Here is a 15,458-nt window from a genome sequence, read left to right as displayed (position 1 = left end):
GGAAAATAATATGTCGTTAAATATTGGTGTTATCGGAACGGGCGCGATTGGTCAGGATCATATTCGCCGTTGTAGCAAAGTCTTGCAGGGTAGCCGCGTGGTTGCTGTAACCGATATTAACCGTGAACATGCTACCAAAGTTATTCGCGACCTTGGTATCGAAGCACATATTTACACTGATGGTTATGAAGTCATAAATGCCAAAGAGGTGGATGCAGTATTAGTCACCTCTTGGGGGCCGAGCCATGAAGAGTTTGTTTTGGCGGCCATTGCTGCGGGTAAATACGTTTTTTGTGAAAAGCCATTAGCTGTGACTGCTGAGGGTTGTAAGCGCATTGTAGAAGCAGAAGCGGCACAAGGTAAACGCTTGGTTCAAGTTGGATTTATGCGCCCTTATGATCAAGGTTACCGTGCATTAAAAGATGTGATTACTAGTGGAAAGATTGGCGAACCATTAATGCTGCATTGCGCTCACAGAAACCCAAGAGTTGGGGATAACTACACCACGAGTATGGCTATCACTGACACCTTAATCCATGAAATTGATGTATTGCGTTGGTTGCTGGATGATGACTATGTTTCTGTCCAAGTTGTTTTCCCGCGCAAAGCTAAACATGCCAAAGCGCACTTGAGAGACCCACAAGTTGTGTTATTTGAAACGGCAAAAGGGACACGTATTGATGTAGAGATTTTTGTGAATTGCCAATACGGCTATGATATTCAATGCGAGGTTGTAGGTGATATCGGCATAGCAAAATTACCCGAGCCATCTTCAGTACTCCTGCGCAGTGAAGCACGTCTATCACATGAAATCCTCATCGATTGGAAGGATCGTTTTATCGACGCCTACGATATCGAATTACAAGCCTTTATCAATGATGTTCTAGCTGAAAAACTCACAGGGCCTTCTGCTTGGGATGGCTTTGCTGCTGCGGTGACTGCCGATGCCTGCATTGCGGCGCAGGAAAGTGGTGCGATTGTTCCAGTTAGCTTGCCACAACGACCATCCTTTTATAGCAAGTAATATCAGATTCTATTTTCTGTGCGTCATCCGTCGAGCTGTCGCATCGCCCTATTTTGTTACGAATAGGGCTTGTCTCGAACTTTCCCCGTATCTCACGTGAAACCGGGAGCACTATGAAGATTGCATTTGATGTTGATGTCATTAAAGACCTTGGTATCACTAATATGGTTCGCCAAGTGGCGGATTGGGGATACAACTATATTGAGCAGTCACCACATCCGCAGCTTAATCCGTTTTATAAGCACCCGAAAGCGGGTCGTGAAGTGGTTGCAGAATATAAGAAAGCACTAAAAGAAACTGGGGTCGAAATATCCTCTTTCATTGTGGTATATCGCTGGGCGGGGCCACTTGAAGCTCGGCGGCAAGCAGCAGTGACCAACTGGAAGAGAATGATTGAGATTGCAGTTGAAATGGGTGTATCCGTTATTAACACCGAACTGTCTGGTGATCCAAACGAGCCTGAGGTTTGTGAGGAAATGTGGTATCGCTCAATGGAAGAGTTGTTACCAATTATTGAACGCGAAGGTATTAGGATAGAAATTCAATCTCATCCATGGGATTTTTGCGAAGAGAATAATGAAACTGTCGATTTAGTGAAATCACTGCGCAGCGATAATGTGAAATATCTCTATAGCGTACCCCACACTTTTTTCTACGATAAAGGTAAGGGAGATGTGGCCAGTATGCTGAAATATGCTGGTGATGACCTTTCACATGTATTAATCGCCGATACCATGAATCACACCAAACATTGTCGTTATATTGTGAACCCACCTGGCGTTGATGCTGTTATTCATCAGCATGTGGGGATTGGTGAAGGGGAGGTTGATTTCTCTACTCTGTTCCAAACATTACGCGATATGGATTTTGCCAGCCGCTCATTTAAAGTGGGTGGTGAATCAATTATTGCAACTTCTCTTTTTGGCTATCCAGAAAAAATGGTGCATCAGGCTGTTGCTACCCGTGAGCGTATTGAACGTGAATTATTGGGTAAGTAAATCTGCATAGTTATCTGATTTTTATCGCTATTTTAAATATATTTCTCAAGCCAAGATTATTTTCGTATTAAAGGACGGGCAATTAATCACCTTTTAATTGTATTCATCTGTATAAATTAGATGTATCGCAGAGGTTTATTATGAATAAAGATCGTGTGAAGTTGGCAATCGCTCCTATTGGTTGGACAAATGACGATATGCCAGATTTAGGTAAAGAAAATACTTTCCAACAATGTATTAGTGAAATGGCATTGGCTGGTTTTACCGGTAGTGAAGTCGGCAGCAAATATCCACGAGACCCTAAAATACTAAAGCCGATGCTTGAACTACGTGGCATACAGATTTGTAATGCTTGGTTCAGTACTTTTTTTGCCGATGATCAGCGCGCAAAAACGATTGATGAATTTATTAATCATATGAATTTCCTCCATGAAATGGGAGCAAAAGTCATTGGTTGTTCAGAGCAAAGTAAAAGTATTCAGGGAACAACAAAAGCGGTCTTTGAAGAGAAACCTTATTTTACTGATATTGAATGGCAGCGTGTCGCCGATGGTTATAACGAGTTAGCCAAAATTGCTGTCACAAAAGGGATGCAGGTATGCTTGCACCACCATATGGGAACAGGGATTCAAACTAGCGAAGAAATTGATCGTTATATGAGTATGGTTAATGATGATGTTTATCTGCTTTTTGATACCGGCCACGCCTATTATTCTGAGGGCAGTCAGCAGGCAATGTTAGCTATTCTGGAGAAATACTTACCGCGTATTAATCATGTCCATCTTAAAGATGTCCGTGATGAGGTGGTCGCAGAAGTTAAAGCGAAAAAACTCAGCTTCCTTGATGGTGTGAAAAAGGGGACGTTTACTGTTCCCGGTGATGGTGTTATCGACTTCCGACCAGTGTTCAAGTTACTGGATGAAAAAGGCTATCAAGGATGGATGGTGGTCGAAGCAGAACAAGACCCAGCTATTGCTAACCCATTTGAATATGCAGTAAAAGCTCGCCACTATATTAAAGAAACGGCGGGTATTTAGCGCTCTGTTCGGCCCCTTTAAGCTGCAAGGGATAACATAGTAATGTCATCCCTTGCAGGTTAGCCTGATATTTTGACTCGACCCATATGATACGCATCAACAAACTGGCCGTCTCGGAAAGCGAATCGTGGGCTAGTGCCTTCAATTTCAAATCCAAATTTATGATACAGGGCGATTGCTGCGGCGTTATCGACAAAAACAGTCAACTCAATACGCTGTATATTCAGCCAGTTATCGCATAAATCTATCATTGTTGCCATCAGCGCACTGCCGACACCGTTGCCACAGCAATGTGCATCCACTGCAATGCCGAAAGTGGCGACATGGCGGCGGCGAGCGCGTTGATTTGCTTCAACAGTGAGCTGGCCAACGATTTTCTCATCAATACATGCAACCAGATTATGCATACCTGCTGGCAGTTCTTTAATTCTTTTGGCCCACATCTCTTGAGATGGTAGGGGTAGCTGTAATGTGTCGCGATATACCTGCGGATGAGAAAATAACTGCTGTAAGGCCGGATAGTCAGCGGTTTCCACATGGCGGATCTGGACATTTTTCATAAAGATACCCTTACTCTTACTGTTTGAATTACCTAATAAAATATCGATTTATCCCTCTGAGTCAAGAATATTGCGAGTGGTGAAAAAAAACACTTTACAAGTGAGAGTGATAATGATTATCATTGTCGTGCTTTCCGGTGAGACCATCAAAGTGTAGATGTTCACATTATGAAGGCACGACATTGCTCACATTGCTTCCAGTGTTTACTTAGCCAGCCGGGTGCTGGCTTTTTTTTTGCTTATTTTTTTGTTACCTATCTTGGTTAACCCTCACTTTGCTTCCCTGTTGGTCAGGTTTTCTCTCTAACGACTTTAAATTCAAATCATTTGTCTATTAACTAATGAGTCAGTCGAATTTTTTGAACAGAGGCGTGAGTTTTTTGCGCTTTCATATTCTCCAGCGACATCTAGACTAAAGAAAACGTTGAGGAGAACTGAACATGATTTATTTACGCAAAGCAGAAGAACGTGGCCATGCTAATCACGGTTGGCTGGATAGCTGGCATACCTTCTCATTCGCCGATTACTATGATCCAGAATTTATGGGTTTTTCAGCACTGCGAGTGATTAACGAAGATGTTATCGATGCCGGCCAGGGTTTTGGAACTCATCCACATAAGGATATGGAAATTCTAACTTATGTGTTGTCTGGTACTGTTGAACACCAAGACAGCATGGGTAACAAAGAACAGATTCATGCTGGTGAATTCCAGATAATGAGTGCGGGTACGGGTATCCGTCATTCAGAATATAATGGCCGAGACGACCAACCGTTGCATCTGTACCAGATTTGGATTATCCCGAATAAAACTGGCTTAGAACCTCGCTATGAGCAGCAGATGTTTGATATCCCGCAAGGACGGCAACTGGTGCTATCCCCAGATGCTCGTGATGGTTCGCTGAAAGTGTTCCAAGACATGACATTATGGCGCTGGGCGTTGAAACGTGAAGAGCAGTCCATTTATCAGATTCAGGCAGAGCGCCGCATCTGGATACAGGTCGTGCGCGGTAACGTGTCCATCAATGGCCATCGTGCAAGTACCAGTGATGCCTTTGCTATCTGGGATGAAGCTGCACTTTCTATTCATGCCGATGAAGACAGTGAAATCCTATTGTTTGATTTGCCACCTGTTTAAGTTAACTAAACAAGGGTATGCGCGTCGCGTAATACCCTTTTTTTTGCTAGAATAGCGCATCATTTACTCAGCCTCAGTTCATTGATAATGAAGAAAAAAAGGCCAGTGCTACAAGATGTTGCTGATATGGTTGGGGTCACTAAAATGACGGTCAGCCGCTATTTGCGTAATCCACAGCAAGTTTCTGCGGTTTTACAGGAAAAAATTGCGCTGGCACTAGATGAACTTGGTTATATTCCTAATCGTGCCCCTGACATCCTCTCTAATGCAACGAGCCATGCTATTGGCGTATTGCTCCCATCGTTAACCAATCAGGTTTTTGCCGAGGTGCTGCGCGGTATCGAGAGTGTGACTGATGCCCATGGCTATCAGACAATGCTGGCGCATTACGGTTATCAGAAAGAGCGTGAAGAGCAGCGGCTGACTTCACTACTCTCCTACAATATTGATGGTTTGATCCTCTCCGAACGCCACCATACGGCTCGGACATTGAAAATGATTGAAGTCGCGGGTATTCCGGTTATTGAGCTAATGGATTGCTCCTCGCCCTGTATCGATTTGGCCGTAGGTTTTAACAACTTTGAAGCCGCACGACAGATGACTCAGCAAATTATCGCTAAAGGCCATAAGTTCGTGGTGTATTTTGGCGCTCGTCAGGATGAGCGTACGGTTATCAAGCAACAAGGTTATGAACAGGCGATGCGTGAATCTGGCTTGACGCCGATGAGTGTGATGACCAGCCGTTCCTCATCCTATTCTGCTGGCGCGGAGTTATTACGCGAAGCGCAGGTGAGCTACCCGCAGATTGACAGTATTTTCTGCACTAATGATGACTTGGCCATTGGCGCGGTATTTGAGTGTCAGCGTCAAGGGCTATCTATCCCACATGATATGGCGATTGCCGGTTTTCATGGTCATGATATTGGCCAGTCGATGGTGCCGAAACTGGCCAGTGTGCTGACCCCGCGCGAAAGAATGGGGCAAATTGGTGCTGAGCGCTTGCTGGCTCGGTTGCGCGGAGAGGTGGTAACACCCAAGATGGTTGACGTCGGTTTCACCATCCTCCCCGGCGGCAGTATTTAAATCACCGTCGCTAACAGCAAGCAGCCAACTAAGCCGCAGACTGAAATGATGGTTTCCAACACCGACCATGACTTAAAGGTTTCGACAATCGTCAGGTTGAAGTATTCCTTGAACAGCCAGAAACCCGGATCGTTGACGTGAGAGAAAATCACGCTACCGGAACCCACAGCAATAACCATCAACTCAGGGCTGGCTCCTGTGGTGGCGATTAACGGTGCGACGATACCGCCGGCAGTAATGGCGGCAACTGTCGCCGAACCCAGAGCGATACGTAACACGGCTGCAATTGACCATGCCATCAGAATTGGTGATAGACCGCTGCTATTCATCATGCTGGCAATATAGTGGTCAACGCCACTGTCGACTAATACCTGCTTGAAAGCACCGCCACCCCCGATAACCAACAGCATCATCGCGATGATTTTTATGGAGTCGGTCACGGTATCCATGACAGATTCCATTGAACGGCCACGGTTTAAGCCAAAGGTGAAAATGGCAATTAACACTGCAATCAGGGTTGCAATTACCGGGTCGCCGAAGAACTCGGCATAAGAGAGAATCGGGTGGCCTTTGGGCAGAATCATTTCCGCCACTGCTCGCAATGCCATCAAAATAACGGGCACCAACGCAGTGCTGACACTGACCCCAAAGCTCGGCATCTCTTCATCGGTGAAAGTTTTTGGGTTGTACAGCCCTTCAGGGACTGGCTTATCAATGCCTTTCAAGAAGCGAGCAAATACCGGGCCGGCCAGAATAACTGTTGGGATCGCCAGCAACGTCCCATATAGCAAGGTCTTGCCCATATCAGCGTGGAAAATGGTCGCTATAGCAGTAGGGCCGGGATGCGGTGGTAAGAAACCATGTGTCACCGAAAGCGCAGCGGCCATCGGGACACCGACATACAATAAGGGAATGCGGGCTGAAGCTGCGATGCTAAATACCAGCGGCAACAATAGTACGAAGCCAACTTCATAGAACAATGCAAAACCGACAGTAAAACCGGTCAGTACCACAGCCCACTGAATGTGTTTTTTACCAAACTTATCAATTAGGGTGGTGGCGATTCGTTGAGCGCCGCCGCAGTCTGCCAGTAATTTACCGAGCATAGCCCCGAAGCCCATAATCAGCGCTAGGCTACCCAGTGTTCCACCGACCCCAGCTTTGATTGAGCCGACCACTTTATCAACGGGCATCCCTTGCATAACGCCGACCGCGAGTGCGACCAGTATCAAGGAGATGAACCCATTGAGTTTGAAACGAATCATCAGTAACAGCAGCATGGCAACGCCAACTGCGACAATGACTAATGGCATAGTATTTCTCCGCTTACTTAGGGTATATATCGCTTTTAGTTTTAGTTTGCAGTCAGCCTTTTCCGGCCAGCGTGATTGCGCGATTGCGTTCTATAGTGATGTTCTATCCTTTGTGATAACAGTCACATCTCCATTTGTTACCGGTATCATGATACCGGTAACATGGTAAAATACGGAACCATAGAGAGCGGTAAATTCCCATTCTGAGATAGAGATCAAAATTATGGCAGGACGTAGCATTATCGTGATGGGCGTATCGGGTAGCGGTAAAACCACCGTGGGAGAAGCAGTGGCTCGCCGAATTCATGCCAAATTTATTGACGGTGATGACCTGCATCCCCGTGCCAATATTCAGAAGATGGGCAGTGGGCATCCGCTCAATGATGAAGATCGGATGCCATGGTTAGAGCGCTTAAGTGATGCGGCTTACAGTTTGAATCATAAGAACGAAACCGGAATTATTGTCTGTTCGGCACTGAAGCGTCGCTATCGCGATCGCCTGCGTGAAGGCAACCCGGAAATGGCTTTTTTATACCTGAAAGGCAGTTTTGACGTGATTATGGAACGGCTAAAAGCCCGCGCAGGCCATTTCATGCCTACCGATCTGCTGAAAAGCCAGTTTGACGCTCTCGAAGAGCCAGGTTCAGAAGAGCCGGATGTTATCTGTGTGGATATTGATGCAGATATTGATGAAGTGGTGGCGCGGTGTGTTTTGGCATTGGGACAACATGGCTCGTGATTGGGAGTCATTGATTAGTGAGTGGGATTGGTTTACATGATATCGGTTCCGATTGAAAATCGATCTGCCCCTTTGCTGACTCCCGAGCTTCAACTGAGCAGGCCAGTTTCCTGCTCAGTTGAAGTGGCTGAGATAAGTTCATTAATGGGCAATGATCAACCGAACGGGATCACCAAGCCACGCCCCCAAACGCCCCGTACAAATCACTTCATTAAATATGCTCGCACGCCGTCCAAAAACATCTGTGTTGATAGCATGACCAAAATTAACCCCATTAACCGCTCCAATGCACTGACGCCTTTACTGCCAAGCAAGCGCAGAAACAGATTCGACATCAATAAAATAGCAGCGGATAAGCCCCAGGCAATCATCAACGCCAGTACTAAATGACTGAGCTGATTAGGATACTGATGGGATAACAACATCAATGTCGCAAGAATGGATGGACCCGCCACTAATGGGATGGCCAAGGGAACCAAGAAAGGCTCTTCCCCAGCCGATAACCCGGTCACATTGCTTTCGGGGGAGGGGAAAATCATCTTAATCGCGATTAAAAACAAAATGATGCCGCCAGAAATCGACACGGTTTCAGTGCGCAGATTCAGAAATGCCAAAATCTTTTCACCTGCGAAGAGGAAAATCAGCATCAATATCAGGGCAATCAGCAATTCGCGGATCAATACCACTCGTCGCCGTTTAGGCTCCAGATGTTTGAGCACCGACATAAAAATCGGCAAGTTTCCTAACGGGTCCATAATCAAAAACAGCAACACAGTTGCCGCGATCATCTCTGTCATTTTTACCTCAAAAGGCCCTAAAAGACCGGCGTTTCCAGCCAGTCAACGGCACATATTAGGAAGATTGCTTTGAATCATTCTGGTATCGAATAATTTAACTTGCCACTTTGTCCATATTTTGTAAGGTGGTATCCGGTCTATGTTCGTCAGCTTGCCGTACATAACGTGCAGCGATGCAAGATAGACATCCATTAATCGGTGTCACCTTCCAAGGCAGGACAGTAAACATGAAAAACGTTGGTTTTATCGGCTGGCGCGGTATGGTCGGCTCAGTCCTCATGCAACGCATGATTGAAGAACGCGACTTTGACGGTATCCGCCCAGTCTTTTTCTCTACCTCTCAACACGGTCAAGCTGCACCCGCTTTCACGGGGCAACAAGGCACGTTACAAGATGCCTATGATATTGATGCATTGAATGCATTGGATATTATCATCACTTGTCAGGGGGGAGATTATACCAACGAAATTTATCCAAAGCTGCGAGAAACTGGCTGGCAAGGTTATTGGATTGACGCAGCTTCTTCTCTGCGTATGCGGGATGACGCGATTATTATTCTGGATCCGGTTAACCACAACGTCATTCAGCAAGGGCTGGATCACGGTATCAAAACATTTGCCGGTGGTAACTGTACCGTCAGCCTGATGCTAATGTCATTGGGTGGTTTGTTTGCCAATAATCTGGTTGAGTGGGCATCTGTTGCAACTTATCAAGCGGCATCCGGTGGCGGTGCGCGCCATATGCGTGAATTACTGACCCAAATGGGCATGCTGCATGCGGGTGTGGCTAAAGAGTTGCAAGACCCCGCTTCTGCCATTTTGGATATTGAACGTAAAGTGACAGCGGCCACCCGCAGTGGCACTTTACCGACCGATAATTTTGGTGTCCCGCTGGCTGGTAGCTTGATTCCATGGATCGACAAAGCGCTAGATAACGGCCAGAGCCGTGAAGAATGGAAAGGCCAAGCCGAGACCAATAAAATTCTGAATACCGGTAGCGTAATTCCGGTTGATGGTCTGTGTGTCCGTATCGGCGCACTGCGTTGTCATAGCCAGGCCTTCACACTGAAGCTGAAAAAAGACGTACCATTGCCAGAAATTGAGCAATTACTGGCAACTCATAATGATTGGGTTCGCGTTATTCCGAACGACCGCGAACTGAGCATGCGTGAACTGACGCCAGCAGCGGTCACTGGTACATTGAATACACCGGTTGGCCGCCTACGTAAATTAAATATGGGGCCAGAGTACCTTTCAGCCTTTACCGTCGGCGACCAGTTGTTATGGGGCGCGGCAGAACCACTGCGCCGTATGCTGCGAATTCTAATGTAATCAGATCTCCCCAAATGCATGATAACGCCTTGATCTTATGGTCAGGGCTTTTTTGTTTAGTGAACCTACTTATAGCAATTGACTAATATTCATCTCTTCCATTAAACGATAATTGTCTGAATAATCTACTGGTATAGCGATGACAGCAGGGCCTTGTATATCCATCGCCAGATGTAATTTATGAGTGAGTTCATCGGCGGATTCTACGGCAAAGCCTTTTGCGCCAAAGGATTCTGCATACATCTTGAAATCAATAGGGCCGAAATGGACACCTGATGGTCGGTGATATTTTTTCTGTTCTTGAATTTCCACCATGTTGTAGCCGTTATCGACCCAAATAATATGCAGCACATTACTTTTTAGCCGAACGGCAGTTTCCAGTTCCATACTCGATTGCATAAAACCCCCATCTCCTGAGACAGACACTACTTTTTGCTGTGGATTCACAAGTGCTGCAGCAATGGCCCAAGGCAGCGCAACTCCCATCGTTTGCTGGCCGTTTGACATTAGAATTTGGCGGCTACGGAAGCTGTAAAGATAGCGGGCAATCCAAATATGAAAACTCCCCATATCGACACAAAGCGTGACGTCACGGTTGACGATATCCTGCATTGCTCGCACCAGGCGAAGAGGGTGGATAGCGAAGCCGCTCATGTGGCTGGCCCGGTTAGCCAAATCGAGGCGCTGGCGTGCTCGATCTTCCAGTATTGCCTGTGTTTGGTGAGTTAAAATTAATGGGCCGTTGATCAGCTCATTCAATGCATCCAATGTGGCGGCGATATTGCCCAGCAGCTCTTTTTCGGGTTGATAAGCGATGTCTATTTCGGCGGGTAAAATATCTATATGTATGAGTGTTGCCTGCCCGGTATTCCATAGCGCTGGGTCATACTCCACCGGACTGTATCCGACGGTGATAATTAAATCGGCTTGTTGCAGTAGCTTGTCACCTGCCTGATTATTAAATAACCCGACCCGCCCAGCAAAATGGTCAAAATGTGTTTGTTCAACGACCCCTGCGGCCTGATAAGTGCTGGTAACCGGTATTTTGCTGTGACGAAGAAAGCGTCGTATCGCTTGCGCATTTGCCGGTTGGCTCGCCATCAATCCAAGTAACAAGATAGGATTTTTAGCTTGGTTGAGTAATCTCGCTGCAGCAATAACTTCATCGCGTGGGGCACTGCCGTTTTGTGGGCAAGTTTGATGGATTAGTGCATGGCTGGTGATGGGTTTATTAAGAATATCTTGTGGCAGACTCACGAAGGCGGCACCCGGTCTGCCAAATTCCGCAGTGCGAAATGCATTGCCCAGCACTTCAGACAGCGCCGCAGAAGCGGTTACTTCTGCACTCAATTTGGTTACTGGGCGGAAAATACTCACGGTATCCATACTTTGGTGGGTTATTTTCAAGCTGTCGGCCCGTTTGACTGCACCACCTAATGCGACTACCGGGTCCCCTTCTGAGGTGGCCGTCGCCAGCCCAGTCACCAGATTGGCACAACCCGGTCCGGATGTCACCAGCGCGACACCGGCTTTGCCCGTCAGGCGGCCTACGGCCCCGGCCATAAATGCGGCATTGGCTTCGTGACGCACCACGATGGTGTTGATACGGGAGTCTTCCAGTGAATCAAATATCCGATCAATTTTAGCGCCGGGGATACCGAAGACTTGTTTCACACCTTGCTGCTCTAAATGATTAACCACCAGATCGGCACCGCATTTCCAGACCTGCACATTGGATTCTCTCTTCATGATATTGCGTCCTTTATTTTATAGATTTAGCTATAACTCGTTATTTATTAAATAATTACAGCCTATTAACTCTCTACGGCGCGGATAACATGACTCAAATTTAGAGGAGAGAGGTCTGCGTGGAGAAAATCGGGGTCCTGCGGCAGGTCGATAACCAATTTTGTTACGGTGCCAAATGTCAGCATGCCGTTTTCGAGTTGGTAATCCAGTACGTGGCCGCCGCCACTGCGGTCATCGGTAATAAAATGTTCGTGATAGCCGGCAACGTTGATTCCTTGAGTATATTTGGGGCTACGAAACCCGATGATGGTGCCACTGAGACGCTCAAATTCAAATGTAGGTTGCTCGGCAATAGCCTCAAGCATAGGTTTATACGGGCGTTTTTGGCAGGGGACGGTACGAGTTTCAACATGGTTGAACATGCCATCAATGCGTAGCGCACAAAACAAGTTATCTGATTCGGCGACGTCATTAATGACATTATGAAGTTGGCTGCGGCTCATTTTATGCGTGAAGCTGCGTTTTTCTGTTGGTTGGAAAAACGTCATCACCGCAAAAGGGGTTTTCTGTTCTGGCGGCGCTGACTGAGCACTGCCATCGGCACGCAATTGGTAAATTTTACTGTTTAATGCAACCAATTCACCATCAAGATTATTAAATGTTCCTAATCCAAAATCACCGTGTTTAAGCAATTCGGCCATCGTGATATGTCCTTCATAAACCCCACTTATCAACGCGCTCATAAGTGATGTTTGGTAAATAATGCACTCGGGATGCCATTTTTTATAGTTAGCAAAGCTGTCAGTAACCTCTTGAGTACATGAACAATGTGGTGCGAATGATGGATTCATACTGTTCTCTCTTCATCAATAACATAAATTATATTTATATATAAGGTTGACGCTGAAAGAGCATAAGTACCAATATAGGAGGCTCACTTTCTTGATATCGAAAAAATATGGAACTACGTTATCTACGCTATTTTGCTGCAGTGGCTTCAGCCCGTCACTTCACTCGGGCGGCTGAAAAGTTGGGTATCTCACAGCCTCCATTAAGTCAGCAAATTCAAAAATTAGAGCGGGAGATTGGGGCACCGCTGTTGCGTCGCTTAACGCGTGGAGTTGAACTAACCGCGGCGGGGAAAGCATTCTATGCAGATGCTTGTCATATATTAATGCTCACAGACGAAGCAGTAGAGCGGGCGAAAAGTATCGCGCGTGGGGAAACAGGTAAGTTACGGGTCGGTTTTGCCAGTTCGACCGCTTTTCAGCCCTTGGTATTGCAGTTACTGCATGCATATCGGGAGAAATACCCTGAGGTGATATTGTCGCCCTGTGAAGAGACGATGCCGGTCTTAATGAATGATTTGCATAATGAGCACATCGATGTGGCCTTTATCCGTCAGCCGTGTGATGCCAGCAATGAATTTACCTGTAAGGTGCTGGAGGAGGAAGATATGCTGCTGGTGCTGCCACATCACCATCCGCTACAAGATTGCCCTAGAGTTAACCTGAAGGCGCTACAGTATGAAAAACTGATTATTTTTCCGCGAGAAGTTGGCCCCGGGCTGTTTGATGCCATTATCAGTGCCTGCTACCGCGCCGGATTCCAGCCAACATTAGGGCAACAATCACCACAGATGGCCTCCGCAATCGGGATGGTTGCTGCCGGATTCGGTTTTACTCTGGTCCCTCGTTCACTGACTGCTATTCAGGCCAACAACGTGACTTATCATGAAATTGACGACAACCAGCTAAAAACCAAAATTACATTGGCATGGCGACGGCATGAGCGATCAGCCGCCGTGCTTAACATGGTGAGCATTATTACTCGCCGAGATAAGCCGAGAAAGTGAGTGCTAACTTTCATTCACGGTAATAAACGGCAGTTTAATAATGATGCGGGTGAATTCCTCGGCCTTGCTTATGACGGTCACACCATATTCATTGCCGTAACGCACCTTTATTCGTCTATCTACTAGGTTCATGCCTAGCCCATCACCATTAGGTCGCGGCTGATATAAGCCCGCATTATCTTCAACTTCCAGTACGAGCACGTTGTTATCCAGTTTGCCGTGCAACCTGATTTGTCCATTGCTGAACATCTGCGATATACCGTGTTTAATGGCATTCTCAACCACAGGCTGGAGGGAAAATGCAGGCAAGCGTGCCTCCATTAAGTTGTCTGGCAATGCCATTTCGACACTCAGACGATCAGCAAAACGCGCCTTTTCTATTTCCAGATAAGCATTCACATGCTCGATTTCATCACTCAATGTGACCACATCATGGCTTCGCTTGAGATTCTTGCGGAAAAATGTCGATAGGGATAACACCAGCTTGCGGGCATGGTCTGGATTGCGGCGGATCACCACTGACAATGTATTGAGCGCATTAAACAGGAAATGGGGGTTGACCTGAGCATGGAGTAGTTTGATTTCAGATTGGGCCAGCAGCTGTTTCTGTTGTTCGAATTCGCCCGCCAAAATCTGCGCCGACAGCAGGTGAGCAATACCTTCTCCTAACGTACGGTTAATGCTGGAGAATAATTTACTTTTTGGCTCGTATAACTTGATGCTGCCAATGACCCGATGTTCTTCGCCCCGCAATGGGATAACCAAGGTAGAACCCAGTTTACATGTCGGTGAAATTGAACAGGTATAGGGCACGGCGTTGCCGTCGGCATAGACGACCTGATTTAGCTCAATCGCCCGGTGAGTATGCTCTGAAGTGATTGCGCTCCCTACTCTATGGTGGTCAGAGCCAGTACCGATAAACGCCAGTAACTTTTCACGATCGGTAATAGCGACTGCGCCAACCCCCAGCTCTTCGTACAAAATGCGCGCCACCCGCATGCTATTTTTCTGGTCAAACCCATGCCGAAGTAGCCCCTCCGCTCGTGCTGCAATTTGCAATGCTTTGGCAGAGAATGCGGTAGTGTATTTTTCAAAAATAGCTCTTCGGTCTAATAAGATGCGCATAAACATGGCGGCACCGATGGTGTTGGTGATCATCATTGGCAACGCAATGTTTTCTACCAGCTCGACGGCTTCGGTGAATGGGCGGGCAACCGCCAAAATAATCAGCATTTGCAGAACTTCAGCCACCAACGTAATGCCCGCAACGACCAGTGGTTGGAATAACAGGTCAAGGCGATTTCTGCGAATCAAATAGCTGTGCAGGAACCCACCTAACAACCCTTCAGCCACGGTGGATAACATGCAGGCGGTGGCGGTCATTCCTCCCATAGAGTAGCGGTGCAACCCACCAGTCAGTCCCACCAAAAAACCGACCGAAGGGCCGCCGAGTACCCCCCCCAATACGGCACCGATGGCGCGGGTATTAGCGATCGAATCTTCAATATGCAAACCAAAATAGGTGCCCATGATACAAAACATGGAAAACGTGAGGTAGCACACCAGTTTGTGGGGCAGCCTAATGGTAACCTGCATTAAGGGGATAAAAAGCGGTGTTTTACTCAACAGATAGGCAATAACCAGATACACACACATCTGTTGTAAAAGGGAAAAAATCAGTTCGACCTGGCTCACGCCCATGTTAGATGACCACTGTAAGTATTATGACTATTTATGTCTGCTGCTATTGTATCCAGATTTCAGTGCGGAGAAGTTAACCCGTCTCTTTTTTTAAGAAAAAAGCCCTCTGGGCCGAATATCGTGTCAGTTTCTTGT

Annotated in this window: 14 protein-coding genes; 8 read left to right on the top strand and 6 right to left on the bottom strand. The window is 46.8% G+C overall.

All coding sequences use genetic code 11. From position 1 onward, the window contains the following. Positions 1–10: 10 nt before the first annotated feature. From HUZ92_RS09355 to iolE, 3 genes are all read left to right on the top strand, one after another. Positions 11–1,024, top strand: coding sequence for a Gfo/Idh/MocA family protein (locus tag HUZ92_RS09355; RefSeq protein WP_145579500.1), 1,014 nt, complete (start codon positions 11–13; stop codon positions 1,022–1,024). Between the two features lie 113 nt (positions 1,025–1,137). After that, a complete protein-coding gene (locus HUZ92_RS09350; RefSeq protein ID WP_050099514.1) occupies positions 1,138–2,022 on the top strand; it encodes a sugar phosphate isomerase/epimerase family protein in 885 nt (294 codons plus the stop codon). Positions 2,023–2,162: 140 nt separating this feature from the next. After that, entirely contained in the window at positions 2,163–3,059 is an 897-nt protein-coding gene (gene iolE / locus HUZ92_RS09345; protein WP_050099515.1) for a myo-inosose-2 dehydratase, read from the top strand. A gap of 59 nt (positions 3,060–3,118) precedes the next feature. Here iolE and HUZ92_RS09340 read toward each other — a convergent pair whose 3' ends face one another. Further along, positions 3,119–3,619 carry a GNAT family N-acetyltransferase gene (locus HUZ92_RS09340; RefSeq protein ID WP_050099516.1) on the bottom strand — a complete coding sequence of 167 codons (501 nt, stop codon included), beginning with the start codon at positions 3,617–3,619 and terminating at the stop codon, positions 3,119–3,121. A 440-nt stretch (positions 3,620–4,059) separates the two neighbouring features. On the opposite strand from HUZ92_RS09340, the gene HUZ92_RS09335 reads away from it, so the two are divergent. Together HUZ92_RS09335 and gntR are read left to right on the top strand one after the other, a co-directional pair. Beyond that, complete coding sequence (locus HUZ92_RS09335; protein ID WP_050099517.1) at positions 4,060–4,755, top strand: pirin family protein; 696 nt, start codon at positions 4,060–4,062, stop codon at positions 4,753–4,755. Between the two features lie 87 nt (positions 4,756–4,842). Beyond that, entirely contained in the window at positions 4,843–5,838 is a 996-nt protein-coding gene (gene gntR / locus HUZ92_RS09330) for a gluconate operon transcriptional repressor GntR (protein ID WP_050140021.1), read from the top strand. On the opposite strand, the gene gntT is transcribed toward gntR, so the two are convergent. Continuing rightward, positions 5,835–7,151 carry a gluconate transporter gene (gntT, locus tag HUZ92_RS09325; protein WP_050099519.1) on the bottom strand — a complete coding sequence of 439 codons (1,317 nt, stop codon included), beginning with the start codon at positions 7,149–7,151 and terminating at the stop codon, positions 5,835–5,837. The genes gntR and gntT overlap by 4 nt on opposite strands. Positions 7,152–7,374: 223 nt before the next feature. Here gntT and HUZ92_RS09320 point away from each other — a divergent pair, with 223 nt between their 5' ends. After that, positions 7,375–7,890 carry a gluconokinase gene (locus HUZ92_RS09320; RefSeq protein ID WP_050099520.1) on the top strand — a complete coding sequence of 172 codons (516 nt, stop codon included), beginning with the start codon at positions 7,375–7,377 and terminating at the stop codon, positions 7,888–7,890. A gap of 203 nt (positions 7,891–8,093) precedes the next feature. Here HUZ92_RS09320 and HUZ92_RS09315 read toward each other — a convergent pair whose 3' ends face one another. Then, on the bottom strand, positions 8,094–8,687 hold the full coding sequence (locus HUZ92_RS09315) for a YhgN family NAAT transporter (protein WP_032911111.1): 594 nt from the start codon (positions 8,685–8,687) through the stop codon (positions 8,094–8,096). Between the two features lie 227 nt (positions 8,688–8,914). Between HUZ92_RS09315 and asd the strand changes: the two genes are divergently transcribed. Beyond that, positions 8,915–10,018 carry an aspartate-semialdehyde dehydrogenase gene (gene asd, locus HUZ92_RS09310; RefSeq protein WP_050099521.1) on the top strand — a complete coding sequence of 368 codons (1,104 nt, stop codon included), beginning with the start codon at positions 8,915–8,917 and terminating at the stop codon, positions 10,016–10,018. A gap of 69 nt (positions 10,019–10,087) precedes the next feature. On the opposite strand, the gene alsS is transcribed toward asd, so the two are convergent. Together alsS and budA are read right to left on the bottom strand one after the other, a co-directional pair. Further along, positions 10,088–11,767 carry an acetolactate synthase AlsS gene (gene alsS / locus HUZ92_RS09305; RefSeq protein ID WP_050099522.1) on the bottom strand — a complete coding sequence of 560 codons (1,680 nt, stop codon included), beginning with the start codon at positions 11,765–11,767 and terminating at the stop codon, positions 10,088–10,090. 65 nt (positions 11,768–11,832) lie between these two features. Further along, on the bottom strand, positions 11,833–12,618 hold the full coding sequence (gene budA, locus HUZ92_RS09300) for an acetolactate decarboxylase (RefSeq protein WP_050140019.1): 786 nt from the start codon (positions 12,616–12,618) through the stop codon (positions 11,833–11,835). Positions 12,619–12,725: 107 nt separating this feature from the next. On the opposite strand from budA, the gene HUZ92_RS09295 reads away from it, so the two are divergent. Continuing rightward, on the top strand, positions 12,726–13,622 hold the full coding sequence (locus HUZ92_RS09295; RefSeq protein ID WP_050140018.1) for a LysR family transcriptional regulator: 897 nt from the start codon (positions 12,726–12,728) through the stop codon (positions 13,620–13,622). Positions 13,623–13,625: 3 nt separating this feature from the next. Here the strand turns inward: HUZ92_RS09295 and HUZ92_RS09290 are convergent, their stop codons facing one another. Then, complete coding sequence (locus tag HUZ92_RS09290; protein ID WP_050099525.1) at positions 13,626–15,323, bottom strand: sensor histidine kinase; 1,698 nt, start codon at positions 15,321–15,323, stop codon at positions 13,626–13,628. Between the last annotated feature and the right edge of the window lie 135 nt (positions 15,324–15,458).

The sequence above is a fragment of the Yersinia vastinensis genome (assembly GCF_902726565.1).
Classification (GTDB): Bacteria; Pseudomonadota; Gammaproteobacteria; order Enterobacterales; family Enterobacteriaceae; genus Yersinia; species Yersinia vastinensis.
The sequence above is the reverse complement of the archived record's forward strand: the minus strand, read 5'-3'. Positions and strand labels throughout refer to the sequence as shown.

Bases quoted from the DNA above. Each gene is read 5' to 3' on its own strand.
- HUZ92_RS09355 (WP_145579500.1), top strand. From the start codon at position 11: ATGTCGTTAAATATTGGTGTTATCGGAACGGGCGCGATTGGTCAGGAT.
- HUZ92_RS09350 (WP_050099514.1), top strand. From the start codon at position 1,138: ATGAAGATTGCATTTGATGTTGATGTCATTAAAGACCTTGGTATCACT.
- iolE (WP_050099515.1), top strand. From the start codon at position 2,163: ATGAATAAAGATCGTGTGAAGTTGGCAATCGCTCCTATTGGTTGGACA.
- HUZ92_RS09340 (WP_050099516.1), bottom strand. From the start codon at position 3,619: ATGAAAAATGTCCAGATCCGCCATGTGGAAACCGCTGACTATCCGGCC.
- HUZ92_RS09335 (WP_050099517.1), top strand. From the start codon at position 4,060: ATGATTTATTTACGCAAAGCAGAAGAACGTGGCCATGCTAATCACGGT.
- gntR (WP_050140021.1), top strand. From the start codon at position 4,843: ATGAAGAAAAAAAGGCCAGTGCTACAAGATGTTGCTGATATGGTTGGG.
- gntT (WP_050099519.1), bottom strand. From the start codon at position 7,151: ATGCCATTAGTCATTGTCGCAGTTGGCGTTGCCATGCTGCTGTTACTG.
- HUZ92_RS09320 (WP_050099520.1), top strand. From the start codon at position 7,375: ATGGCAGGACGTAGCATTATCGTGATGGGCGTATCGGGTAGCGGTAAA.
- HUZ92_RS09315 (WP_032911111.1), bottom strand. From the start codon at position 8,687: ATGACAGAGATGATCGCGGCAACTGTGTTGCTGTTTTTGATTATGGAC.
- asd (WP_050099521.1), top strand. From the start codon at position 8,915: ATGAAAAACGTTGGTTTTATCGGCTGGCGCGGTATGGTCGGCTCAGTC.
- alsS (WP_050099522.1), bottom strand. From the start codon at position 11,767: ATGAAGAGAGAATCCAATGTGCAGGTCTGGAAATGCGGTGCCGATCTG.
- budA (WP_050140019.1), bottom strand. From the start codon at position 12,618: ATGAATCCATCATTCGCACCACATTGTTCATGTACTCAAGAGGTTACT.
- HUZ92_RS09295 (WP_050140018.1), top strand. From the start codon at position 12,726: ATGGAACTACGTTATCTACGCTATTTTGCTGCAGTGGCTTCAGCCCGT.
- HUZ92_RS09290 (WP_050099525.1), bottom strand. From the start codon at position 15,323: ATGGGCGTGAGCCAGGTCGAACTGATTTTTTCCCTTTTACAACAGATG.